At 52.2% G+C, this 21,950-nt stretch carries 23 protein-coding genes and 1 tRNA gene; 10 read left to right on the forward strand and 14 right to left on the reverse strand.

From position 1 onward, the window contains the following. Positions 1 to 100: 100 nt before the first annotated feature. The 3 genes from L4174_RS13980 to folB all read right to left on the reverse strand — a co-directional run bounded on the left by L4174_RS13980 (position 101) and on the right by folB (position 1,848). Positions 101 to 907, reverse strand: a complete 807-nt coding sequence (locus L4174_RS13980) for an undecaprenyl-diphosphate phosphatase (RefSeq protein ID WP_248141491.1) — start codon at positions 905 to 907, stop codon at positions 101 to 103. A 109-nt stretch (positions 908 to 1,016) separates the two neighbouring features. Further along, the gene (gene folK / locus L4174_RS13985; RefSeq protein WP_248141492.1) at positions 1,017 to 1,499 is read right to left on the reverse strand and encodes a 2-amino-4-hydroxy-6-hydroxymethyldihydropteridine diphosphokinase; all 483 of its coding nucleotides are present in this window, start codon (positions 1,497 to 1,499) and stop codon (positions 1,017 to 1,019) included. After that, complete coding sequence (folB, locus tag L4174_RS13990) at positions 1,492 to 1,848, reverse strand: dihydroneopterin aldolase (protein ID WP_248141493.1); 357 nt, start codon at positions 1,846 to 1,848, stop codon at positions 1,492 to 1,494. The genes folK and folB overlap by 8 nt, the downstream gene beginning before the upstream one ends. Before the next feature lie 255 nt (positions 1,849 to 2,103). Between folB and plsY the strand changes: the two genes are divergently transcribed. After that, positions 2,104 to 2,712 carry a glycerol-3-phosphate 1-O-acyltransferase PlsY gene (gene plsY, locus L4174_RS13995; protein WP_248141494.1) on the forward strand — a complete coding sequence of 203 codons (609 nt, stop codon included), beginning with the start codon at positions 2,104 to 2,106 and terminating at the stop codon, positions 2,710 to 2,712. A gap of 55 nt (positions 2,713 to 2,767) precedes the next feature. Here plsY and tsaD read toward each other — a convergent pair whose 3' ends face one another. Continuing rightward, complete coding sequence (gene tsaD, locus L4174_RS14000; RefSeq protein ID WP_248141495.1) at positions 2,768 to 3,784, reverse strand: tRNA (adenosine(37)-N6)-threonylcarbamoyltransferase complex transferase subunit TsaD; 1,017 nt, start codon at positions 3,782 to 3,784, stop codon at positions 2,768 to 2,770. Between the two features lie 217 nt (positions 3,785 to 4,001). Here tsaD and rpsU point away from each other — a divergent pair, with 217 nt between their 5' ends. The 5 genes from rpsU (at position 4,002) to L4174_RS14025 (ending at position 8,768) form a co-directional block, all read left to right on the forward strand. After that, entirely contained in the window at positions 4,002 to 4,217 is a 216-nt protein-coding gene (gene rpsU / locus L4174_RS14005; RefSeq protein ID WP_002537656.1) for a 30S ribosomal protein S21, read from the forward strand. Between the two features lie 24 nt (positions 4,218 to 4,241). Continuing rightward, positions 4,242 to 4,685 (forward strand): GatB/YqeY domain-containing protein, encoded by a 444-nt coding sequence (locus L4174_RS14010; RefSeq protein WP_248141496.1) that lies wholly within the window; start codon positions 4,242 to 4,244, stop codon positions 4,683 to 4,685. Positions 4,686 to 4,780: 95 nt separating this feature from the next. Continuing rightward, positions 4,781 to 6,535 carry a DNA primase gene (gene dnaG, locus L4174_RS14015; RefSeq protein ID WP_248141497.1) on the forward strand — a complete coding sequence of 585 codons (1,755 nt, stop codon included), beginning with the start codon at positions 4,781 to 4,783 and terminating at the stop codon, positions 6,533 to 6,535. 92 nt (positions 6,536 to 6,627) lie between these two features. Then, the gene (gene rpoD, locus L4174_RS14020; RefSeq protein WP_248141498.1) at positions 6,628 to 8,472 is read left to right on the forward strand and encodes an RNA polymerase sigma factor RpoD; all 1,845 of its coding nucleotides are present in this window, start codon (positions 6,628 to 6,630) and stop codon (positions 8,470 to 8,472) included. A gap of 220 nt (positions 8,473 to 8,692) precedes the next feature. Further along, positions 8,693 to 8,768, forward strand: a tRNA-Ile gene (locus L4174_RS14025). Between the two features lie 483 nt (positions 8,769 to 9,251). Here the strand turns inward: L4174_RS14025 and L4174_RS14030 are convergent. The 5 genes from L4174_RS14030 to L4174_RS14050 all read right to left on the reverse strand — a co-directional run bounded on the left by L4174_RS14030 (position 9,252) and on the right by L4174_RS14050 (position 13,467). Next, positions 9,252 to 9,944, reverse strand: a complete 693-nt coding sequence (locus L4174_RS14030) for a hypothetical protein (protein ID WP_248141499.1) — start codon at positions 9,942 to 9,944, stop codon at positions 9,252 to 9,254. A gap of 562 nt (positions 9,945 to 10,506) precedes the next feature. After that, entirely contained in the window at positions 10,507 to 11,517 is a 1,011-nt protein-coding gene (locus L4174_RS14035) for a porin (protein WP_248141500.1), read from the reverse strand. 375 nt (positions 11,518 to 11,892) lie between these two features. After that, positions 11,893 to 12,633: a YafY family protein gene (locus tag L4174_RS14040; protein WP_248141501.1), complete on the reverse strand. Its 741-nt coding sequence runs from the start codon at positions 12,631 to 12,633 to the stop codon at positions 11,893 to 11,895. 30 nt (positions 12,634 to 12,663) lie between these two features. Beyond that, positions 12,664 to 12,984, reverse strand: a complete 321-nt coding sequence (locus tag L4174_RS14045) for a hypothetical protein (RefSeq protein WP_248141502.1) — start codon at positions 12,982 to 12,984, stop codon at positions 12,664 to 12,666. A gap of 228 nt (positions 12,985 to 13,212) precedes the next feature. Continuing rightward, positions 13,213 to 13,467: a hypothetical protein gene (locus L4174_RS14050; RefSeq protein ID WP_248141503.1), complete on the reverse strand. Its 255-nt coding sequence runs from the start codon at positions 13,465 to 13,467 to the stop codon at positions 13,213 to 13,215. Between the two features lie 254 nt (positions 13,468 to 13,721). Here L4174_RS14050 and L4174_RS14055 point away from each other — a divergent pair, with 254 nt between their 5' ends. Both L4174_RS14055 and L4174_RS14060 read left to right on the forward strand, forming a co-directional pair. Then, positions 13,722 to 14,336 carry a Crp/Fnr family transcriptional regulator gene (locus tag L4174_RS14055; RefSeq protein WP_248141504.1) on the forward strand — a complete coding sequence of 205 codons (615 nt, stop codon included), beginning with the start codon at positions 13,722 to 13,724 and terminating at the stop codon, positions 14,334 to 14,336. Between the two features lie 106 nt (positions 14,337 to 14,442). After that, complete coding sequence (locus tag L4174_RS14060; protein ID WP_248141505.1) at positions 14,443 to 15,231, forward strand: SDR family oxidoreductase; 789 nt, start codon at positions 14,443 to 14,445, stop codon at positions 15,229 to 15,231. Between the two features lie 95 nt (positions 15,232 to 15,326). On the opposite strand, the gene L4174_RS14065 is transcribed toward L4174_RS14060, so the two are convergent. Together L4174_RS14065 and L4174_RS14070 are read right to left on the reverse strand one after the other, a co-directional pair. After that, positions 15,327 to 15,998 carry a pyridoxamine 5'-phosphate oxidase family protein gene (locus L4174_RS14065; RefSeq protein WP_248141506.1) on the reverse strand — a complete coding sequence of 224 codons (672 nt, stop codon included), beginning with the start codon at positions 15,996 to 15,998 and terminating at the stop codon, positions 15,327 to 15,329. A gap of 97 nt (positions 15,999 to 16,095) precedes the next feature. After that, the gene (locus tag L4174_RS14070; protein WP_248141507.1) at positions 16,096 to 17,547 is read right to left on the reverse strand and encodes an MFS transporter; all 1,452 of its coding nucleotides are present in this window, start codon (positions 17,545 to 17,547) and stop codon (positions 16,096 to 16,098) included. A 197-nt stretch (positions 17,548 to 17,744) separates the two neighbouring features. On the opposite strand from L4174_RS14070, the gene L4174_RS14075 reads away from it, so the two are divergent. After that, complete coding sequence (locus tag L4174_RS14075) at positions 17,745 to 18,056, forward strand: helix-turn-helix transcriptional regulator (RefSeq protein WP_248141508.1); 312 nt, start codon at positions 17,745 to 17,747, stop codon at positions 18,054 to 18,056. Positions 18,057 to 18,132: 76 nt separating this feature from the next. Next, the gene (locus L4174_RS14080; RefSeq protein WP_248141509.1) at positions 18,133 to 19,620 is read left to right on the forward strand and encodes a PLP-dependent aminotransferase family protein; all 1,488 of its coding nucleotides are present in this window, start codon (positions 18,133 to 18,135) and stop codon (positions 19,618 to 19,620) included. On the opposite strand, the gene L4174_RS14085 is transcribed toward L4174_RS14080, so the two are convergent. The 3 genes from L4174_RS14085 to L4174_RS14095 are packed head-to-tail and all read right to left on the reverse strand — an operon-like array spanning position 19,596 to position 21,797. Further along, positions 19,596 to 20,561 (reverse strand): peroxiredoxin, encoded by a 966-nt coding sequence (locus tag L4174_RS14085; protein ID WP_248141510.1) that lies wholly within the window; start codon positions 20,559 to 20,561, stop codon positions 19,596 to 19,598. The two genes, L4174_RS14080 and L4174_RS14085, sit on opposite strands and share 25 nt — an antisense overlap. 19 nt (positions 20,562 to 20,580) lie before the next feature. Continuing rightward, positions 20,581 to 21,099 carry a TlpA disulfide reductase family protein gene (locus L4174_RS14090; RefSeq protein ID WP_248141511.1) on the reverse strand — a complete coding sequence of 173 codons (519 nt, stop codon included), beginning with the start codon at positions 21,097 to 21,099 and terminating at the stop codon, positions 20,581 to 20,583. Positions 21,100 to 21,110: 11 nt separating this feature from the next. Next, positions 21,111 to 21,797 (reverse strand): cytochrome c biogenesis protein CcdA, encoded by a 687-nt coding sequence (locus tag L4174_RS14095; protein WP_248141512.1) that lies wholly within the window; start codon positions 21,795 to 21,797, stop codon positions 21,111 to 21,113. Between the last annotated feature and the right edge of the window lie 153 nt (positions 21,798 to 21,950).

Consider the following 21,950-nt stretch of genomic DNA (forward strand, 5'->3'; position numbering starts at 1 on the left):
TGAGGTTGCAAGGCTTCGAAATGTGCCTCTTCGCATTCAGCCGCACACAAAAAAGCCGGACAAAAAAGTCCGGCTTCATTTCATTCAAACCACATCTCGATTACTGCTGGCTCATCAGGAAGGCAATCAATCCGGCCCCCAGCAGCAGACGGTAAATGACGAATGGGAACATGCCCAAACGCGTGACCAGCTTCAGAAAGACGTGAATACAGGCATAGGCGCTGACAAACGAGACGGCCAAACCAATCCCCAGCCCGCCGAAATCAACCGGCACCGGACTCTCCGCCAGTTTCGTGCCCAGATAAGTGCCCGCCAGGACAATAATCGGAATAGACATTAAAAATGAAAATCGTGCCGCCGCTTCACGGGTGAATCCCAGATACAGGGCTGCAGTCATGGTGGCACCAGAACGGGATGTACCCGGGATCATCGCGGCAGCCTGCGCCAGACCAATATAAAGTGAGCGCTTCGGATCGGCCGCATATTCATCGATATTCTGTGGTGCCCGGCGATCCACCCACCACAGCAGCAGACCAAACACGATGGTCGTCACCGCAATCACCCACGCAGAGCGCAGGTAGTGTTCGATGATATCCGCCATAAAAAAACCAAAAACACAGGCAGGAATGGTTGCCAGCACAATCATCCAGGCCAGTGTGGCTTCCCGGCAGCACTTCCGGGTGAAAATGGAGTTCACCCAGGCCGACAGCAATGAAACCACTTCTTTGCGGAAGTAGAGCACCACAGCAGCCAGTGTGCCAACATGTACCGCAACATCGAATGCCAGTCCCTGATCGGCCCAGCCAAAGACCTGAGATGGCAAAATCAGGTGCGCCGAACTGGAGATGGGCAAAAACTCCGTCAGTCCCTGGATCAATGCCAACATGAATGCTTCAAAATGACTCATTGCTTTCCTTTACTTTTTGCGGTCTGCCGACCTTGTTATTTAAATTCACCAACAGAACAGATTGACCGCAGGATTTTGCGTCGGTTCCTGCGGATACGGCAAATTCAGGTCAAATTTCCATGACGACCGGTCTGAGCACCTGCGGCTGATCAAAAGCCTGCCACAACTCTGCCACGGTTCTGCCATCTCCCGGTACAACCTGCTGCGGGCAAAGCTCCATCAGCGGCTGTAACACGAAAGCAAACTTATAAATATCATCACGAGGTAAGACGGGCGACTGCGCACGGATCAGATCACCGTAAAGCAGCAGATCCAAATCCAGCGTCCGGCTCTGGTTTTTCTTCGCGTCCGGCTGACGGCCGTACTGCAGCTCCAGCGTTTTCAATTGTGTTTGCAGGGCAGACGGCGAGAGCTCGGTGTTAAATGCCACCACACAATTGAAAAAATTCGGTCCTTCAAAACCAACCGGCTCCGCTTCATAAATGCGCGACACACGAAATCCGGTTCCCAGTTGTCTGAGCTCAGACACTGCTGCACGCACAGAGCGCTCCCGGTCGATATTACTGCCGATACTGATGTAAACCTCAGTCACGGCATCCCCGTTGAATTACCACACCGACGCCACGGGCATTCGGTACCGCACCCGGTTTGGTCACTCTGACCTGAATCCATGGCACCTGGAATTGTGTCATGATCAGGCTGGCAACTTCTTCTGCGACTCGCTCGACCAGCAGAAAACGTCCCTGCTCTACAAACTCGGTGACGGCCTGGCTGACAGCAGCATAATCCAGAGCCAGGGCAACATCATCAGCCCGGGCGGCTGGCTGATTGTCATGGGCCATTTCCAGATCCAACACCAGTTTCTGCTTAATTTCCTGTTCCCAATCGTACACGCCAATTGAGGCGATCACGTCAAGATGTTCGATAAATACTGAATCCATGTTCCATCGCTAAATTATTTAGGGATAATTTACCCCAGAGGTCGGATACCCAATGTGAGCAAAAGTGCGTATTATCGGGACTGAACTGTCACTTTTGATGACTGAATGCGGGTTTCCCGTCGCAATCATGCAGCGGGCCCCTGCAAGTGGAGGCACTATACCACAGCTGTCAGGAAGAATGTCATCAGACGTGGTATGAGGTGAACCCCCAATTTATCCGAACGACGATGCCGTCACGAATCAACAGGAGCCGCTATGACGCCACTGGTGTTGCTGATCATCATTGCCGCTTATCTGCTGGGCTCGATCTCCAGTGCGGTGCTGATCTGCCGCCTGTTCCGCCTGCCGGATCCGCGCGACAGCGGTTCAGGCAACCCGGGAGCCACCAACGTGCTTCGTCTTGGCGGCCGGGGCGCCGCTGCGCTGGTGTTGGTATGCGATATCCTCAAAGGGATGCTGCCGGTGTGGCTCAGCTACTTTTTAGGAATCAATCCGTTTTTGCTGGGCGTCATCGGTATCGCGGCCTGTCTGGGGCATATCTACCCTATTTTCTTCCATTTCCGGGGCGGTAAAGGCGTGGCCACTGCACTGGGGGCACTGGCACCGATTGGCTGGGATCTCAGCGGCATGCTGATTGCGACCTGGGTGATTGTGGCAGTCATCGGCGGCTATTCATCACTGGCATCTATGATTACAGCACTGCTGGCCCCCATGTTTACCTGGTGGGTCAAACCTCAGTACACCATGCCGGTAGCCATGCTGTCCTGCCTGATTATTCTCCGTCACCACGAGAATGTCCGCCGTCTGCTCGACGGCAAAGAATATAAGATCTGGCATAAATTTAACCGCCAGCCGAAATCCTGAATTCTTCTGGCGGTTCATGCGGTATTCACGGCCACGGTTGGTACCGTGAAAGGGATCAGCGCAATGGCTTGAGGGTATCAATCGGCCAGCGCGGATGGGCTTTCACGCCGAGGTCCATGATTTCCTGATTTTTCAGACGCTGCATGCCCGCATATGCAATCATGGCGCCATTATCCGTACAGAACTCAGTCCGCGGATAAAACACTTCCCCGTCCAGACTTTCCATCAGTTTCGCCAGTTCGGAACGCAGGTGCCTGTTGGCACTGACGCCCCCGGCAATCACCAGACGCTTAAAGCCGGTTTCTTTGAGGGCACGCTTACATTTGATCGCCAGCGTATCCACCACCGCTTCCTGGAAAGCACAGGCAATATCCGCCCGGGTCTGCGCATCATCGTCATTGGCGCGAATGGTATTCGCCGCAAAGGTCTTCAGACCGGAAAAACTGAAATCCATCCCCGGACGATCCGTCATCGGACGCGGAAACGTAAAACGACCCGACGTGCCCTGATCGGCCAGTTTCGACAGCAGCGGTCCGCCCGGATAATCCAGTCCCATCAGTTTGGCCGTTTTATCGAAAGCTTCACCGGCCGCATCATCAATCGACTCGCCCAGAATGCGGTATTCGCCGATGCACTTCACTTCCACCATCATGGTGTGGCCGCCGGACACCAGCAACGCGACAAACGGAAATTCCGGCGGATTCTCTTCCAGCATCGGCGCCAGCAGGTGGCCTTCCATATGATGGACCGCCACAGCCGGCAGGTTCCAGGCATAGGCCAGACTGCGGCCAATCGTTGCACCAACCAGCAATGCGCCCACCAGACCCGGTCCGGCAGTATAAGCCACACCGTCGAGGTCGGCCGGTGTCAGACCGGCATCCGCCAGTGCCTGTTTTACCAGCGGAATAGTCTTTTTGACATGGTCCCTTGAGGCCAGCTCAGGCACGACACCACCATAGTCGGCGTGCAGCTTGACTTGGCTGTACAACTCATGAGCCAGCAGGCCTTTCTCATCATCGTAAATCGCCACGCCTGTCTCATCACAGGACGTTTCGATGCCCAGGATACGCATATCAACCTCTATACTTATATATACTTACTAACGAAAGCCGTTAGCCGGTGCGGAACGTCGGAGGGGCATGTTACCGCTGTTGACAGAATTTCACCAGTTCTGGCTTGCAGAATACTTTACAAATGGCCCCGGATCAGATTAGAATTTCGCACCATTTTTAATCAGCTGATAATTTAGATCATCAGCGTTAACCGAATCACTCTGAGGTGAGTATTACATGCCAGTAGTCAAAGTACGTGAAAACGAACCGTTCGACGTAGCTCTACGTCGTTTCAAGCGCTCTTGCGAAAAAGCAGGTATCCTTTCTGAAGTTCGTCGTCGTGAGCACTTCGAAAAGCCAACAACTGTACGTAAGCGCGCTAAAGCAGCGGCAGTTAAGCGTCACCTGAAAAAATTGGCTCGCGAAAACGCACGTCGCGTTCGTCTGTACTAATTTACAGAGAACAAGGACAGCGTAATGGCCCTGATCGAAAGTATTAAGAACGAACAGAAAGCCGCCATGAAGGCAAAGGATAAAGCCCGTCTGGGTGCTATCCGTCTGGTTCTGGCTGCTATCAAACAACGTGAAGTCGACGAGAAGATCACACTGACCGACGACGACATCGTGGCAGTACTGACGAAAATGGTAAAACAGCGTCGTGACTCTGTAGCTCAGTATGAGGCTGCAGGCCGTCAGGATCTGGCCGATGTCGAGCTTGCTGAAATTACCGTGCTTGAGGAATTTATGCCTCAGCCACTGAGCGACGACGAAGTTGCCGCTCTGCTGGATGAAGCAATTGCCAGCACTGGTGCCAGCACGATGCAAGACATGGGTAAACTGATGGCTGTGCTCAAACCACAGCTTCAGGGTCGTGCCGATATGGGGAAAGTTAGCCAACTGGTGAAAGCCAAACTCGGTTAATACTGCCCCAGCTCTACAGCAAGCCGTGCTATCCTCCAAGGAACGCGCGGCTTGTTTGTATCTCTCCCGGACAAATTTCAGGTAACACTCATTGTATGGCAGGCAAAATCCCCCGTTCGTTTATTGACGATCTCATCGCACGACATGACATTGTGGATGTCATTGATGCGCGGGTGAAACTCAAGAAACAGGGGAAGAACTACGGCGCCTGTTGTCCGTTCCATAATGAGAAAACCCCTTCTTTTTCTGTCAGCCCGGACAAACAGTTCTATTATTGCTTCGGCTGTGGTGCCAAAGGCAACGTCCTCGATTTCGTGATGGAGTTTGACCGCCTCGATTTTGTTGAAGCGGTGGAAGATCTGGCGTCTCAGCTTGGCCTTGAAGTGCCCCGTGAACAGGGCAGCGGCCAGAGCCCGGCGAAACGACAGGAAAAACAAAGTCTTTATGACCTGATGGGTCAGGTCGCCCAATATTATCAGTCCCAGCTTCGACAGCATGAAGCACAGATTGCAATTGACTACCTGAAGGGACGTGGCCTGTCGGGCGAAATCGTCAAGCAGTTTGGCATTGGCTATATCCCGGATCAGTGGGATCTGGTGCGCCAGCGCTTCGGCCGGACCGAGCAGGCTCAGAAAGATCTGGTCAGTGCCGGCATGCTGATTGAAAACGATCAGGGCCGACGCTATGACCGCTTCCGTGGCCGGATTATGTTTCCGATCCACGACCGCCGCGGCCGGGTCATTGGTTTTGGCGGCCGGGTTCTGGGTGACGGGACACCCAAATATCTGAACTCGCCGGAAACACCGATTTTCCACAAAGGGCGTGAGCTCTATGGTCTGTATCAGGTGATGCAGACCTACCGGGAACCTGAGCGAATTTTAGTCGTCGAAGGTTACATGGATGTGGTCGCACTGGCGCAGTACGGCGTCGACTATGCGGTTGCCTCTCTTGGCACCTCAACCACCGGCGATCATATGCAGAATTTGTTCCGGCAAACCGGTACCGTGGTCTGTTGTTATGACGGTGACCGTGCCGGACGGGATGCCGCCTGGCGGGCGATGGAGCAGGCACTGCCCTATCTCTCCGACGGCCGCCAACTGAAATTTATGTTCCTGCCCGATGGCGAAGACCCGGACAGTTATGTTCGCCTGTACGGGAAAGAAGCATTTGAGCAGCAAATCAGTGAAGCGATGACGCTGTCTGATTTCCTGTTCTCAACACTGTTGCAGCAGGTCGATACCAGCAGCCGGGAAGGCAAAGCCAAGCTCAGTACGCTGGCTGTGCCCCTGATTGACAAGGTCCCGGGCGGTACCCTGCGGCTATACTTAAGGAAAGTTCTGGGTCAAAGACTCGGTCTTCCGGATGAGGAGCAGCTCAGGCAACTCATCAGCGAACACGGCGACAACAAACCGGTTCGCATCGCGCAACCTGCAATCAAGCGTACCCCGATGCGGGTGGCGATTGCCCTGTTGCTGCAAAACCCGGGCTTTGCTTCTGAGCTGGAGCTGAACACCGGGGACTTTGTCGGCATTGAACTGGCCGGCCTAAAATTATTGCTGACAATAGTTGATAAATGTCGACTTCGTCCCAATATCACAACTGGACAGTTACTTGAAGATTGGCGAGAAACGGAACAAGAACAGCTGATGGCGCGGCTCGCCACCTGGGATATTCCTCTCGGCAACGACGAAAGCAGTTTACATACTGTATTTTTTGACGCGATGGATAAAGTTATCGATCAGTGCGTCACCCAACAAATTGAGAAGTTGCAGGCTAAATCGAACACCGTCGGCTTATCAGTCGAAGAGAAGCGGGAGCTCCAGCTATTGCTGTTGAATCGCCCCGACTAAAAAGTAGTCAACAATTCTGACATTTGTTATAATTACTGGTTTGCATTTCTGCATTCTTTTTTCTCACTCAGACCCTAAGTTGGATATCGTCTATGGAGCAAAATCCGCAGTCACAGCTAAAGTTGCTTGTTGCCAAGGGCAAAGAGCAAGGCTATCTGACCTATGCCGAAGTTAATGACCACCTGCCAGAAGACATTGTTGACTCTGATCAGGTTGAAGACATTATTCAGATGATCAACGACATGGGTATTAAGGTGGTGGAAACCGCCCCTGATGCCGATGAACTCATGATGACTGAAGATAATGCCGACGAAGACGCCATTGAAGCGGCGGCTCAGGCACTATCGAGCGTAGAAAGTGAAATTGGCCGTACCACCGACCCGGTTCGCATGTATATGCGCGAAATGGGTACGGTTGAGCTGCTGACCCGCGAAGGCGAAATCGACATCGCCAAGCGTATCGAAGATGGTATCAATCAGGTTCAGTGTTCTGTTGCTGAGTACCCGTCTGCCATCTCGCACCTGCTGGAGCAGTTTGACAAGGTCGAAGCAGAAGAACTGCGTCTGACTGATATCATTTCAGGCTTCGTGGATCCTAACGAAGAAGAGACGACTGCACCGACAGCAACGCACATCGGTTCTGAGCTCAGCGAATCAGATCTGGAAGACGAAGACAAAGATCTGGAAGACGATGACGACGATAGCTCCGCCGATGAAGATGACGGCAGCATCGATCCGGAAGTTGCACGCGAGAAGTTCAAAGAGCTGCGTGTGTCTTATGAAAAAATGGCCATTGCGATCAACAAAAATGGCCGTCATCATGCAGATACCGAAGTCGCCATTGAAGAACTGTCCGAAGTCTTCAAACAGTTCCGTCTGATCCCGAAACAGTTTGACCGCCTAGTCAGCTCACTGCGTGATTCCATGGATAAAGTGCGCACCAATGAGCGCCTGATCATGCGTATGTGTGTCGACAACAGCAAGATGCCGAAGAAAACCTTCGTTCAGCTGTTCAGCGGTAATGAATCTTCTTCTGCGTGGATTGATGAAGCACTGAACTCCGGCAAGCCTTATGCTGAGCGTCTGAAGAACTACGAAGAAGATCTTCGTCGTGCGACCACCAAACTGCGCATGCTGGAAGACGAAACCGGCCTGTCCATTGAGCGAATCAAAGACATCAGCCGTCGTATGTCGATTGGTGAAGCCAAGGCCCGTCGCGCCAAGAAAGAAATGGTTGAGGCGAACTTGCGTCTGGTCATTTCGATTGCCAAGAAATACACCAACCGCGGCCTGCAGTTCCTGGATCTGATTCAGGAAGGGAACATCGGTCTGATGAAAGCGGTCGACAAGTTCGAATACCGCCGTGGTTACAAGTTCTCGACGTATGCGACCTGGTGGATCCGTCAGGCCATCACCCGTTCGATTGCTGACCAGGCGCGGACCATCCGTATCCCGGTTCACATGATCGAAACCATCAACAAACTGAACCGTATCTCTCGTCAGATGCTGCAGGAGATGGGCCGTGAACCACTGCCGGAAGAACTGGCTGAACGCATGCAGATGCCGGAAGACAAGATCCGCAAAGTGCTGAAGATTGCCAAAGAGCCAATCTCGATGGAAACGCCAATCGGTGATGATGAAGATTCACATCTGGGCGACTTCATTGAAGATACCACGCTGCAGCTGCCGATGGATTCAGCCACCGCAACTAACCTGCGTGCGGCAACCAACGAAGTGCTGGCTGGCCTGACGCCTCGTGAAGCCAAGGTACTGCGGATGCGTTTTGGTATCGACATGAACACGGACCACACACTGGAAGAAGTCGGCAAGCAGTTCGACGTTACCCGTGAGCGTATCCGTCAGATTGAAGCCAAAGCTCTGCGTAAACTGCGCCACCCAAGCCGTTCCGACGTGCTGCGTAGCTTCCTCGACGAGTAAGCAGATTAGTTTCTACGCCAGACGTTGAAACCGAAAAATAAAACGACAAAGCGGGCCATTTCAGCCCGCTTTTTCTTTGCTTGCAACACAGCGTGACCTGCCTCACATCCCTTGCCGCACAAGGGCTGAGCGATGATTTAACTGCCTAAGAAACAAACAAAACCTCCCTCAGGTCCGGTGGACTTTACTCTACCCTTCCCATATAATCACCTGCACATTTGGCCCCTTAGCTCAGTGGTTAGAGCAGGCGACTCATAATCGCTTGGTCCCCAGTTCAAGTCTGGGAGGGGCCACCAGAATTCCGGAAGGCTTATGGAGAAATTCATGAGCCTTTTTTCGTTTTGGTAGGTCTATATCCTGCCCGTCATACCTTCCGCTCACTCAACTTTTCAGTCGTTTTTATGGAAACCTATCCGTAAGATTCCATCACTTACCATGTCTGAACTGACATCCATATATTGAAATGCCATGCTTATCTGTCTGTAGATCGTAAGTCATAGATTGGTATTCATACTGGCAGAGGAAGTTCGTGCTTGAGGACGATTACCGAAGATTCTGATGTGCTTTTTTCGTCGACGACGACAAACAGCCTAAAATCGCAGCCAAAAACCGGACCCGGACAGGAACGAGACAATGACGCCGGATTGATAGAAATGTTATGGGGTGAGAGTCAAGCTGGGAGATGGTGGCTGGGCCAGTCTGATGTGGCCGACCCAGCGCTCTAGGATTTTAGGTGGAGAAGAATTGATTCTATGTTAAATAGATAGAAAACAGTATAACTACATATTTACTGTGTAATCTGAACGAAAATGCTTTAGTACTTTAAATTTGATAGAGCTATTATCATAGCCAAGCACTTCAATTTGAGCACCTTTGTAATTAATAATGTTTGATTTACTCATGTCATACTCGACATTATTCGTAAATGCATTTCGAGCAGAACCATTTGAAAATTCTCGATACGATATATTGATCTTTTTACCAACAGAACCATTATAAATCAGAGTTTGCTGGAAGGATTGGTTATCAGTGATCGTTCTTTCTTCAACTTTTAGTTGACCATCGTAACATGAAGCTGCTTGATACGAGACGGAAGTAACACAGACTTCATTTTGCTTCTTTGTATGTAACGCAATTGGCGGGTCAATTAAGCCAGCTGTGTATCTGACACTTTGTCCATTGACATTGGTTGCTGAAAAATATGGGATCCCTTCAAAATCACCAATACGAGCATAAGAGCCTGGTAGAATATCATATGCTATACCATCAATAAGATGCGTGATTGTAAGGTATTCCATTGTTGTAGACTTTCCCTGATCTAACATGTAATCACCGACATATGCCTCAACAACATCCCCTACAGGAGGTTCAGAAAAGAGCTCTGTTTTAGCACCTGTATTGTAATTAATAGTGGAGCACCCTGACATAAAAGTAGTAATAGTAAATAAAGTTGCAGCATTTAATTTTTTCATTTTTATCCTTCTGTACGTCCTGTTTCGTTGGATACTACTATGTATCATTATGCCATTTTGTATATCCAACAATGAAGAAAAAACAGTAGCTTGAAGAATATGAACTGTTCAGTTTGCACTAACTCCTTCAATAAACTCAGCAACATTAGCATTCCTCAACCGACTCGAAGCTAAATAAACATATCTTATGTCGGTCTGGAGGATATGATGCACCAATAAATACAATAGGTCGTAGACGTGCAGTAGAAGATAACAAACACGGAAAAATTAGACCGTAGAATCACACCGCGTTCCAAAAACCCACCCAGCGATTGCACATTTCGCTCACCACCAAAGTAATCCTCTTTCACCTCGCTACTTCAAGTTGTCCTGAAAAATGAAACTCTCTGCTAAACAATCTTGAAGGGGTTATTTCTGTTAAACACTTTCAAAGCGTAGCTCCGCCAAAGAAACTCATCCCGATATCCTGTGGGAAAACGAAGAATCGATCATGCAATGAAACAAAAATAAAAAGCGCCGCAGGTTTCCCCGCAGCGCTGACTTGGATAGTTTGGTCAATCGGTTACAGGTAGTAACGCATCCCCAGAATCCACATGTCATCTTCTGGAACGTTGATATCGTTTCCTAAGTCAAACTGGTAGCCCGCGAACCCGACGAAGGTCGGCGTAAAGTTATATTCCGCCTGGAGCGCCATCTGACTGAAGATGGTGTCGTTGTTTTTGTCGTCGTCGACCGACTCGTAGTTCACACTCAGGTTGAGGCTGTTGGGTAAGGCATAGGCCAGCAGACCTTCAATCGCAATCGACTCTTCCAGCCCCTGGTTCATGTACTCGTTCATGGCATACACGACAGCAACGTACAGGCCATCCCCATAAGTCCCGTAATTGGCACTGAACATGTGCGAAACCGCCGTGTCATCAATGGCTGCCGTCTTCACATCGCCGGTGTTGTAGGCATAGTTCAGACCAAAGCCCATGATGGAATAGTTCAGCGCAATCTGGAAGCGCGCATCATATTCTGCGTCAGCACCAGCCAGTTCTTCACCGGTGGTTTTCCCTTGCCAGCCCAGGCCAAACGAGAACACACCCGCCTGATTGAAATTGTAACTATTCCGGTAGGAGATCATTCTCTCAGCCCGGGCAGTACCCAGCGGGCCCTGATCGTCATACAGGAAGTCGTTCGCAAACGCGATAGGCAAATCCGCAATGCCGGCGCCATCGTAATATGGAGACCACTGCGTGCCCACTACGCCGCGTCCATAAGCTTTGTGCGATACACCAATGTAACCCAGACGCGTGGAGAAGGTTTCCTCGCCGCCTTCCAGATAATTCAGTGCCCACTCGCCTTTTGCATCAGCGGTGAAGCCGTTTCCGATATCTTGTGTCGCAAGAAAGTTAATACGCGGTGAAACTTGCTGAACTTCAGTTTCACCCTCATCAGAACCGCCAAGCCCAACAGAAACATGTCCACCGATTGCAAAAGTGGTATTTGCTTCGTTATACAATTCCACTGCCAAAGCCTGCGATCCATAGAATGCAGCTGCCACTGCAATTGCCAAGTGCTTTTTATTCATATCATCTTCCATCTTTTGTTGTGTTTTTCTGCGCCGGTACTCAGCGTTATGACAATAATGTGAGCATTTGAAGCGAGCATTGATAGCGTAGTTAAGGAATTACATAAACGCATAAAATAACAACAACAAATTTATTCAAAACCTGTGTTATATCCCATTTGCGACCCACTCAACGTCAAATCATACTCTGGAGGAATTAATAAACAGCTTCCAGAACTTGGCATGGCGCCGTGAAATTCGGGCGAACCATGGATCTATTTGGGCTGGAAAGCAGATGCAGACGAGCCCGGACGGACATCTCTTTGCTTTTTCGTTGAACGCCTGATGTTTTACGGCTGGTGTTGTTCACACGTCAGTTCAGTCACGCGTTTGATATTATCCTTCAGCCGGACCATCACAGTCTGCGCCGTGAATCCCTTTAGCTGCCAGTGCCGCATATTTCGCTTTCACAAGCGCAACATAATGACTGAGATTTTTCTGCGCATGGCACGCAAAGTGCTGTTCGGTAAGCTCAACATCAAGGATTCGGTCTAACCGGAACTCGCGGTAGTCGTGGCGCAACTGGCAAAAGGCAATCAACGTCCATTTGCCGCCCCAGTAGACCAGCCCCAGCGGTTCGACCGGACGCCGTGTCTGCCGCGATTCAACGTCCTGATAATGCAGAACAACAATATTTTTTGACTCAATCGCGGAGCGCAACCGGGCGCTGAAGACTTTCTGTTGCGGGCCGTGGTTAAAGCTTGAAACCAGGTATGGTGAATGGTCGTGCTGCTGTTTCAGATGCTTCGGCAGCACGGCTTCTATTTTGGCAATCGCAGACTTTGCATTCTCGCCGAGGTGTGTATCGGTCCAGGCATCTACCATTTTGCTTCCCAGCAAAAGTGCCGTGAGTTCATCATACGTGAACATCATCGGCGGAAGCGGATAATCGGCAATGTGATAGCCGATCCCCGCTTCACCCTCAATGGGAACGCCTGAACTCTGAAGATGCTGGATATCGCGGTAAATCGTCCGTTCTGACACACTGAACCGTTCCGCCAGCGTTTTTGCCGTGATGGCCAGACGCCGCCCTTTAAGCAAATTTACCAGCTGGAACAGACGTTCTGATTTATGCACGATACCAACCCTTCATTCCATTGTATGACCTCAGCCCGTACAGGCTGATTGTGACACCACTGTATGATGCGTGATGGCCACACTTGCTTTGTCAATCAACTGGTTGAGCTGCTGACAGACCGGCACACCCGAGAATGCCTCTGTGACCGCTTTGGCATGGGCCATCGATTCCCAGTAAATGATATCGGTATATTCCTGACTCTCACTGCCTTTTGTCAACGAACGGTACAACAACCCCGGTTGTTGCAGCACCCAGGCCTGAAATGCTTCATTCGCCGTCATGAAATCGGACTCTGAAACGCCGGAAGCCAGTTTGAATTGAACGATTTCGACTACATTTTGTTGCGTCATGTGATTTCTCCTTGGTTTGATTTCAAACGCAGTAAATCACACCGCTTTGTCAAGGAGTGTCAGTAGCTTGGATCAGACAGGAAAATAGATCGCATATCCGGCATCCGGCTTGTGGCCAGATCGCCGACTTTTCAGCAGCACAAACGATTTGATTACAGTAGCGCCTGAATCTTGAAAACGCGCCAGGCATTTTGGTCAATTCAGGCGAAGCAGACAGGATGCAGCGGTTTAGCGTCGTTTCCCCAGCAGCAACAGGAATGATTTCACACCGAACAGAAAAAAGGGCACAGCGATCAGCAAAGCCCCCAGCGCCATCCCCTGATAGGCGAAACTTTCTGGCTCAGCATAATAGAAAGACTTGGTAAACATCTGATACGCAAGCAAGCAGAAATAAAAACAACCAATCGTAGAAATGGTCGTTCCCAGTAAGCTTTTGATCTTAGACCACAGAAACTCATTATTCGAGGCGTTATTTTCAAGCATCGGACATTCTCTTCACTAAGCCTCAACAGATATAAGGCACCAGATCATTTCATGCGGAAAGCTCACGGATAACATTAAATATGCTGTGCCCTGATGTGCACTTGCTCGCATCGCCCCACAGCAGCTGATGTTAAGATTTTCCGCACGTCTCCTTCCCCTGCTACCAACACGCGTCATGAATCCGTCACGCTAAGATTCATGGCTATTGGAGGCGTTTTAAAGACCAGTCCGAAAACAACGCAGGAGCATCGCCCATGGACATCACCTCGCCGCATACAGCACTGCATCACACGCTTCACCAGCTGACGCCGGTTGACGATGAAGACTGGGCGCAACTTCTAATGCTGGCGCGCGAGGTCAGATACCGGGCCGGCGAAGCCATTTTTCATCCGGGAGACCGGACGCCGGAACTGCGCTTTATCAGTCAGGGACTGGCGTGCCACTATTACATCAAACCGGATGGTACCCGGCGGAATAAGTCCTTTCTGCAAACAGCAGATGTCGCTTCAAGCCTGTCTTCCATGCATACCGGCGAACCGGCCCGTTTTGGCTGTGAAGCATTGCAGGACACCCTGTGTCTGTCACTACCGTTTACGGCTTTCCGGCAGCTTTGCACAACACATCCGGTATGGCAGTCGCTCAGTCAGGCACTGCTCACCCGGCTGGCTTTGAAAAAAGAAACCCGAGAAGCAGATCTGCTACTGCTGTCACCCACAGAGCTGTACCAGCAGTTCTGCGCTCAGTATCCGGCCCTCCATCAAACACTCCGCAATTACCATATCGCCTCGTATCTGGGGATATCCGAAGTTTCGCTGTCGCGGATCCGTGCCCGGCTCGGTGTCCAGAATGCTTATCAGCGGCACATGTAAAACCAAAATCAGGCCGTTTTAACCTTTGTTAAAGTGTTTCCCGCCCGGCGGCCTTAATGTGCTCCTGTACCTATATCAAGGCCGTGAAACGGCAACAGGAGGACACATGAAACCACAAAAACTGATCGGCAAAACCATTGTGATTTCCGGCGGCAGCTCAGGTATCGGGCTTGAACTGGTCAAACGGCTGCAGCCGGAAAATACGGTGATCGTGCTGGGACGGGATAAAGAAAAACTGGCACGGCTGGAAGCGCGGGGCGTGGTGACATTCAGCCTGGATATTGCCGAGAAAAATGAGCGCCATGCTTTGTTTCGCTGGCTGGATGATCATTACCCGAATTTTGATGTCCTGATCAACAACGCAGGCTGGAGCCGCCCGCACAATCTGGCAGCGCGGCAACCCGACAGCGCTGACCGTGAACCCGACCATGAACATGAACATGACGACCACTGTGAAGATTACGAGCTGGAACTGCGCCATAATCTGGAAGCCCATATCGGCATGACCCTCAATGCCCTGCCCCGGCTGCTGCAACAACCCGGCGCCATGATTATCAATGTCACCACCGGGCTGGTGTACAACCCGAAAGCGGCTAATCCGTACTACTGTGCTGCCAAAGCCGGACTGCACAGTTTTACCCAGAGCCTGCGCGAACAGGTGAAAAATTACGACCTGCGGGTGGTGGAAGTCCTGCCGCCGCTGGTCGACACGCCTTTTCACCAGAACGGATTACCGGCAACGGTCCGGGCGATGACACCACAGCGCGTGGCCCATGAAACCATCACCGGATTACAACGGAACCACGATGAGATCCGGGTCGGCCTGTCGAAACTGGCTTATGTCCTTGGCCGGGTCACCCCCTCGGTCGGCTTTCATCTCGTCAACCGGCAGTAATACCTGACATCGCAGATACAGCCCTCTGAACTCAGTACAAACAACTGAACACAAGTGAGGGCTGTTCCGGAGAAAGCTTTCAGTGGCGCGCTGAATCATTCCTGATGCGCGCGCTCGTGCCACCGATCGCCATAAGGTGCACGGTAATCCGGCGTCGGGATCGACTCATGCAAATCAGCAGCAGCTTTCAGCGGCCCAATCACTGTCCGGTACGGCATCATTCCGGCCCAGACCGGCACATCCAGATCCGCCAGATCATCTTTCACATCTCCGTTGCTGATCTTCACCGACGCCTCGCTGAGCGGGATCCGTAACACCGACGTTGCAGCCAGCTCTCTGGCATTGCTCAGCCGGATTTCCTGCGTCCGCCCCGGGGCAATCTGCTCAATAAAATGATTCAGCAGGCGATCCTTCTCCAATGCATCTTCAACCGTTTCAAACTGACCAAAAACCACTGCAGAGCGGTAATGCGCACTGTGGTGAAAGGCGGAACGGGCCAGCACCCAGCCGTCAAACAGGGTGAAAGTCAGACAGCTCTGCTCCGCCTTTTTGAGCGCACGGATCAGGCGGCTGTTGTTGGCACCGTGAATATAAACATGCTGATCCACCCGCCAGGCCAGCATCGGAATCACCACCGGGCCCTGTGCCTCATTCACCGCAATATGTGCGATCAGGCTTTGATCGATGATCTGATACAGTTTTTCCTGTTCAACGGCAGCTTTGTGCGACGCTTTTTTGATCGTGGTTCTTGGTGTGGTCGATAACATAACATCCCTGCATTCAGTACATTTCAGATAATACGGGCAATGTACTGCGCAACTGGCCTGATTTTCAGAGCCAGTTTCAAACAAAGGGTGGGGCCAGTTATGCGCTGACCTGAACGACTTTCACCCGGCCCCGTATCAAAAACACACTCACAACCGACACCAAAAACGCCACAATCAGCAACACAACATTGGTGTGCACGAAGGCTTCCTGAGAGCTTGAAATCGCTGGGTTCAGCAGCTGAGATTGCCCGGCCTGCTCCAGCGAACCAGAACCCGACTGCGTCAGGCTCGCACTCAGCAGGGAGCCATACAGCGCCACAGCCACAGCTTCGCTGCCCAAACGGAAAGTGTTCAGCAATCCGGCAGCCATACCGGTTTCATGCGGACCGACACAACCCAAAGCTTCCCCATCCACCAAACCGGCAGACATCCCCATGCCCATCCCGATCATCAGCAGCGACACAGCAATCATCCCGAAAGAATTGAGCGGATCAACCGACACCAGCAACAACGCAGTACCCGTCAGCAGACTGCCCAGACTCAGGCACATCAGCCGGTCAGGGCTGATGCTTCTGGCGGCCAGTCTTCCGGCAATCAGCGGAAAGATAAGCACCGGCGAGGTCAGAAACAGCATTGTGAAACCCGCCTTTGAGGGCGGCATCTGCATGGCACCGGTCAGATAAGTCGGGAAGTAAGTCAGTAAAGTCACAAAGGTAAAACTCGCAGCCACAGGTACCAGTATCAGCCCTGAAAATCGGCGGTTTCTGAGCAGCGCCAGATTCAACACCGGTTGCGCTGACCGGCTGACCCTAAACACAAAAGCAGCCAGCAACAACACCGCCATCACAGCACTCATCAGGGTTTCGAGACTGAGCCAGCCCCAGTCGGCACCCTGCGATATTGTCAGCATCATCAGCAACATCGTGCCGATAAAGAGTGCGGCCCCCGTCACATCTAACCTGCCGGTTCGCTGATTGGCTGGCAGATCCGCAGGTATATAGACACTGAGTATGAGCACGATGCATAAGACCCCGGCATGCAGTCCGAAAATCGCCGGCCAACCCGACCATTCCAGCAATGCACCGGAGATCGTCGGCCCCAGCGTAATCCCCAGTCCAGCCGTCATACCAAAGAGTGCAAAAGCCCGGGTACGCTGGTGCCCCTCAAACACGCTGATCAGAATCGCACTGCCGCACGCGAAGATCGCAGCCCCGCCGATACCGGCCATTGCCCGGAACAGATCCAGCCACAGCACGTCCGGCGAGAACAGTGAACCGGCAGAAGCCAGCGCATAAAGGCACGCTCCGGTTATGAATGCGCGTTTCCGGCCGAGGCTGTCTGAAAGGGTGCCCCAAATCAGCGTAAAGCAGGCAAAAGTCAGGTTAAACGCATTGACCACCCACTGAAGACGGGTGGAGTCGGCCTGCAAATCTGCGCTGATAAAAGGCAGTGCAACGGCCGTCCCTGAAATAGAACCGGGTACGACAAACACAGCAAGCAGCACCGCTGCCAGAATGAAGCTGGGGTGTGGCGACTTTGTCTCAATCATCTTGCGTCCTTCGAATTGACTTCGCGGTTGATATGCAGGGCAACGGTCTTCCATGACATTGTTTCCTGTTGCCACTACAATGGTTTGAGTTAAACCTTACGTACAATTATTTTCATACGTTCGAATTTTTTCGAACCTTAAAGAGAACCTTTGGCTATGTCAATGGTTTTATATTTTCATCTATTCGGAAAATGACCATGCCGGAACAGGAAAAAAGCGACAGCTGCGGGCAGGCAGCCATGTTAGACATCCTCAAAGCCCTGGCCCATCCCATCAGGCTGAAGATCATGCTTGATTTGCTTCACGACGAAGAAAATGCAGAGCGTCACTGCACTTCATTCGGGCTGACCGTCTCCAAAGCCACCCGCTCTCATCACTTCAAGATCCTGAAAGATGCCGGGCTGATCTCCCACGTTGACCGCGGAAACTGCTCTCTGGCCAAACTGCGACGGGAAGCTTTGGAACAGGAATATCCGGGGTTACTTCAATTTCTGAAACACAACGGATAACGCAGGAAAAATGATCGGCAGCCGTTAAACTGGTCTGTTCATTTTCATCTGAATCATCCGCTTGTAAGGTCCGGTTATGCCTCGCCCGAATCCAACCCCGATTGAAACCGGTGATCTCTCGATCGCCAGCGGAACCGGGACGCGTCAGGAACGCCTGTTTCATGCGATCCGAACGAAGATTGTCCGTCATCTGTGGCCCACGGGCGGAAAACTGCCGTCCACCCGCAAGCTGGCGCAGGAACTGGCACTGAGCCGAAACACGGTGACGGCCGCCTACGAGCAGCTGGTCGCCGAAGGTTACATTGAGAGCCGTCTGGGATCCGGCTTTTATGTCACCGTCGAACTGCCGGATCATTACCTGCCCGCTTTATTATCGTCACCGGCCAGAGCACCGGTTCAGCCGACTCTGGACATCAATGCCCCGTTTGCACCGGGCGTGCCGGATCTGGCCGCCTTTCCTGCCGCCAAATGGCAAAAGCTGCTGCAGCGCCATGCCGGACGCCAAGCCCTGATGGGAAATCAGGACTTGCAGGGCTTACCCGAACTGCGCCAGGCAATATCCGACTATCTGGCTACCAGCCGTTCGGTCCACTGTGATCCCGGCCGAATCCTCATTACGTCCGGCGCCCAGCAGGCCCTCTCACTGGCCTTGATGGCCACGCTCAGCCGCGGCGCTCAAATCCTGATGGAGCAGCCGGGATATACACAAATGCGCAAGATCATCGACTGGCAGGGCTACGATGACTTGCCGCTGCCGGTTCTGCCTTCACTGGGGCTGGATGTCGACGCGGTGCTGAGCAGTTCGGCCCATGCGCTCTATCTCACCCCCAGTAATCAGTACCCGATGGGAACAACGCTCAATACCGAGCAACGACTCAGACTGATTGAATGGGCGGTGCAGGGAAAGCGCTGGATCATCGAAGACGACTATGACAGTGAGTTCCAGTTTGCCCACCGTCCCTACACCAGCATGCAGGGATTAGCAGGACAGATGGGGAACGATCAGCAGATCCTCTATGCCGGTTCATTCAGTAAAGTCATGTTTAACGGCCTGCGGCTGGGCTATCTGGTGGTGCCGGCCGAACTGATGCCGCGCTGCCTGATGCTCAAAGATGCCCTGACCGGCGATACACCCGCCCTGACACAGGCTGCCCTGGCAGATTTTATTCAGGAAGGGGATCTGCTGCGTCATATCCGCAAAATGCGTCGGTTGTACAAAGAAAAACATCAGCGGATGCTGGCCATGATTGCCCGGTATTTTGGCGACACACTGGAAGTTATCAGCCAGCCCGCCGGGTTACATCTCACCGTCAAATGGCAGCATGGGATGGACGAAATGACCTTTGTGAAGACAGCAGAAGCCGCAGGAATTGTCCTGCGGCCGCTGAGTTATTATGAACATGCACAGCCATCCGCCAGATGCTGGCAAGGGGCCGTCCTTGGCTTTGGCAATGTCTCGCTGAATGCTATCGAACCGCTGATTGCCCGTCTGGCAGACCTGTTCCATCACAACACACCGACCAGGCAACCCGACCAGACTCAGTGCAGACGATCTCCGCGATAGACGATGCGTCCGTCACGGCCGACATCCACCTGATACGGTGTGGCATGAATACCGTACTGGGTGAAAACACTGTTGTCGGTATCAAAGATCAGTGGTGCCGTCAGACCAAATTTTTCAGCAAAGGCTGACGCAATCGACGCATCAATATAATAACCGCTGATCACGCCCACCCAGCGCCGTGCGCTGTCTTTTGCCACCCGTTGCTGCCACTGCGCAATCTTCTGCTCACAATCCGGGAAATGCGGCATCGGACACAAGGCATCCAGAAACACTAAAGAAACCGGCTGCTGCGCCTGACCCTGCTGCAACAGTGCTGCCAAAGAGACCGGTTGATCCGACATCGTCTGGCGCTGAAATAATGGCGCGGTATCCCCCACATGAGGAACAACATAAGGCTTTGCTTTGACCGGCGTACTTGCGGCTGCCGTCGGTGGCTGCAGTGCATCCCAGGTTTGGGCTTTTGCTTCGGCCGTTTTTCTGCCCGGCTCAAGGTAGTCCAGCAAGGCTTCATTGCTGCCACTGAACACGACCTTACCTTTCTCAATCAGGACATGGGCCGGGGTCTGCCACAAACCGAAGCCTGTCAGTAAATGCCGTCCGCGATCCAGCACAATGGGAGCCACTTGCGGATAGTATCCCTGAAATTCCAGCAGCTGGGCCCGGGTAACATTGATCTCCGGCTGAACCCAGATCCGATCCGTACGTTTCTGAAAAGATTCCGGCAGGCTCGCCACAAACGCTTCCGGGCCTGAACCGGCATAGCTGGCCCAGATTTCGATGAACACCAGATGCGTGATCCGGTTCTCGTTCAGCTGCACCGGTGTCCCGGCCAGTGTCTGTTGTTTTTCCAGCAGCGATACGGCAGGTTCAGACTGAACCAACGCCGAAAAACACAGGCTGGCCAGTACGGGTAGAGTGTATAAAATCGTCAATCGTTTCATGGTGTTGTCCTCCGAACATTCAGTGCTGTGCGACGTCTTGCTGACCCCAGCTTTCAATCAGCTGATCCAGTTGATCGGTTGCCAGAAACGTGCGGTAGGCCACCTTGCCGTTTTTATCGATCAATACATGATAAGGGGTGCCAACCACCTGATATTTCTGAGTAATTTCCCCCTTCCGATCAAAAATAGTCGGGACGCTGTAGCCTTCCTGCCGGAAAAACTGCTGAATATTTGCAACGGAATCATTCAGGCCAATATTCACGGACACCACAGCGATATCATCGCCATACTGTTGTTCAATGGCATTCAGATGCGGCATTTCAGATTTGCAGTAGTTGCACCAGGTTGCCCAGAATTTGAGATACACCGGCTTCTTCCCCAGATAATCCGCGATGTTAAAGGTTTGACCCGACAGCGTTTTCGCCTGAAACACCGGCGCTGCTTCATCCAGTTCAATGGCCTGTACAGCCGGTATTGATATCGCAAGCGCGAAAGCCGCAGCCTGCATTCCTCGGTTGATCAAAACAGACATTTTCATCACATCTCCATTTAAATTGCCTGAAACAAAAAGAAAGATCCCGCTCCGGCCATCACCACAGCCATCAGCCATTTCACCCGGTTCATCCACTGGCCCGATCGGGGCATAGATGCCAGCAGGCCACTGAACGTACCGGCCAGCACCAGTAAGGCACTCATTCCCAGGGCAAACACAAACATCAGCAACGCCGCCCAGTACGCATTACCGGAAGCCGCCACATACATCAGCAGCATGCCCAGTACCGGAGATGTGCAGGGAGCCATCACCAGCCCGGAACAGGCTCCGGCCACAAACGTCCCCAGTACAGGCCGCTGGCGGGATTCAGAAGAAGGCAGGTTCAGCGCCAGCCCGGGCAGGTTGATCCAGCCAAGCATCCAGGCCGCCATCGAGAAGCAGAATATTGCCACCACAATCAGGGTCAGCGGATGCGTCGCAACCGCACCGAATAACTGACCGGTTGTCGCGGCCAGGATGCCCAGCAAGGCATAGACCACAGCAAGACCCAGCACATAGCTCACTGACAGCCCCAGTGCCTGCCAGCGGCTGGTTGCCTGACTCCCGACCACAGACACAGTGATCGGCAGCATGGGATAAACACAAGGGGTCAGACTGGTCAGCAGTCCGGCGAAGAACACCGCACCGACAACCCACAACCCAAATTGCTGTTGAAACAGTGCAGCTTGAATCGCAATTTCCATTGAGGCTCACATCCTTTGTTGGTTGGGATGCGACACTTATAAATGACTGCGTGCGGTGCGTCCTCAAATGGACCTAAAATAGCGGTAAAATCCAGATAAAATCACATTAAGTCCTTATAAATCAAAAAGATGAAAACATTTCACTTCCAGTCT

The sequence above is a fragment of the Photobacterium sp. CCB-ST2H9 genome, from assembly GCF_023151555.2.
Taxonomy (GTDB): Bacteria; Pseudomonadota; Gammaproteobacteria; order Enterobacterales; family Vibrionaceae; genus Photobacterium.

Excerpts from the sequence above, each read along its gene's own strand:
- L4174_RS13980 (WP_248141491.1), bottom strand. The coding sequence starts at position 907 with ATGAGTCATTTTGAAGCATTCATGTTGGCATTGATCCAGGGACTGACG.
- folB (WP_248141493.1), bottom strand. The coding sequence starts at position 1,848 with ATGGATTCAGTATTTATCGAACATCTTGACGTGATCGCCTCAATTGGC.
- plsY (WP_248141494.1), top strand. The coding sequence starts at position 2,104 with ATGACGCCACTGGTGTTGCTGATCATCATTGCCGCTTATCTGCTGGGC.
- tsaD (WP_248141495.1), bottom strand. The coding sequence starts at position 3,784 with ATGCGTATCCTGGGCATCGAAACGTCCTGTGATGAGACAGGCGTGGCG.
- rpsU (WP_002537656.1), top strand. The coding sequence starts at position 4,002 with ATGCCAGTAGTCAAAGTACGTGAAAACGAACCGTTCGACGTAGCTCTA.
- L4174_RS14010 (WP_248141496.1), top strand. The coding sequence starts at position 4,242 with ATGGCCCTGATCGAAAGTATTAAGAACGAACAGAAAGCCGCCATGAAG.
- dnaG (WP_248141497.1), top strand. The coding sequence starts at position 4,781 with ATGGCAGGCAAAATCCCCCGTTCGTTTATTGACGATCTCATCGCACGA.
- rpoD (WP_248141498.1), top strand. The coding sequence starts at position 6,628 with ATGGAGCAAAATCCGCAGTCACAGCTAAAGTTGCTTGTTGCCAAGGGC.
- L4174_RS14030 (WP_248141499.1), bottom strand. The coding sequence starts at position 9,944 with ATGAAAAAATTAAATGCTGCAACTTTATTTACTATTACTACTTTTATG.
- L4174_RS14035 (WP_248141500.1), bottom strand. The coding sequence starts at position 11,517 with ATGAATAAAAAGCACTTGGCAATTGCAGTGGCAGCTGCATTCTATGGA.
- L4174_RS14045 (WP_248141502.1), bottom strand. The coding sequence starts at position 12,984 with ATGACGCAACAAAATGTAGTCGAAATCGTTCAATTCAAACTGGCTTCC.
- L4174_RS14050 (WP_248141503.1), bottom strand. The coding sequence starts at position 13,467 with ATGCTTGAAAATAACGCCTCGAATAATGAGTTTCTGTGGTCTAAGATC.
- L4174_RS14055 (WP_248141504.1), top strand. The coding sequence starts at position 13,722 with ATGGACATCACCTCGCCGCATACAGCACTGCATCACACGCTTCACCAG.
- L4174_RS14060 (WP_248141505.1), top strand. The coding sequence starts at position 14,443 with ATGAAACCACAAAAACTGATCGGCAAAACCATTGTGATTTCCGGCGGC.
- L4174_RS14065 (WP_248141506.1), bottom strand. The coding sequence starts at position 15,998 with ATGTTATCGACCACACCAAGAACCACGATCAAAAAAGCGTCGCACAAA.
- L4174_RS14070 (WP_248141507.1), bottom strand. The coding sequence starts at position 17,547 with ATGATTGAGACAAAGTCGCCACACCCCAGCTTCATTCTGGCAGCGGTG.
- L4174_RS14075 (WP_248141508.1), top strand. The coding sequence starts at position 17,745 with ATGCCGGAACAGGAAAAAAGCGACAGCTGCGGGCAGGCAGCCATGTTA.
- L4174_RS14080 (WP_248141509.1), top strand. The coding sequence starts at position 18,133 with ATGCCTCGCCCGAATCCAACCCCGATTGAAACCGGTGATCTCTCGATC.
- L4174_RS14085 (WP_248141510.1), bottom strand. The coding sequence starts at position 20,561 with ATGAAACGATTGACGATTTTATACACTCTACCCGTACTGGCCAGCCTG.
- L4174_RS14090 (WP_248141511.1), bottom strand. The coding sequence starts at position 21,099 with ATGAAAATGTCTGTTTTGATCAACCGAGGAATGCAGGCTGCGGCTTTC.
- L4174_RS14095 (WP_248141512.1), bottom strand. The coding sequence starts at position 21,797 with ATGGAAATTGCGATTCAAGCTGCACTGTTTCAACAGCAATTTGGGTTG.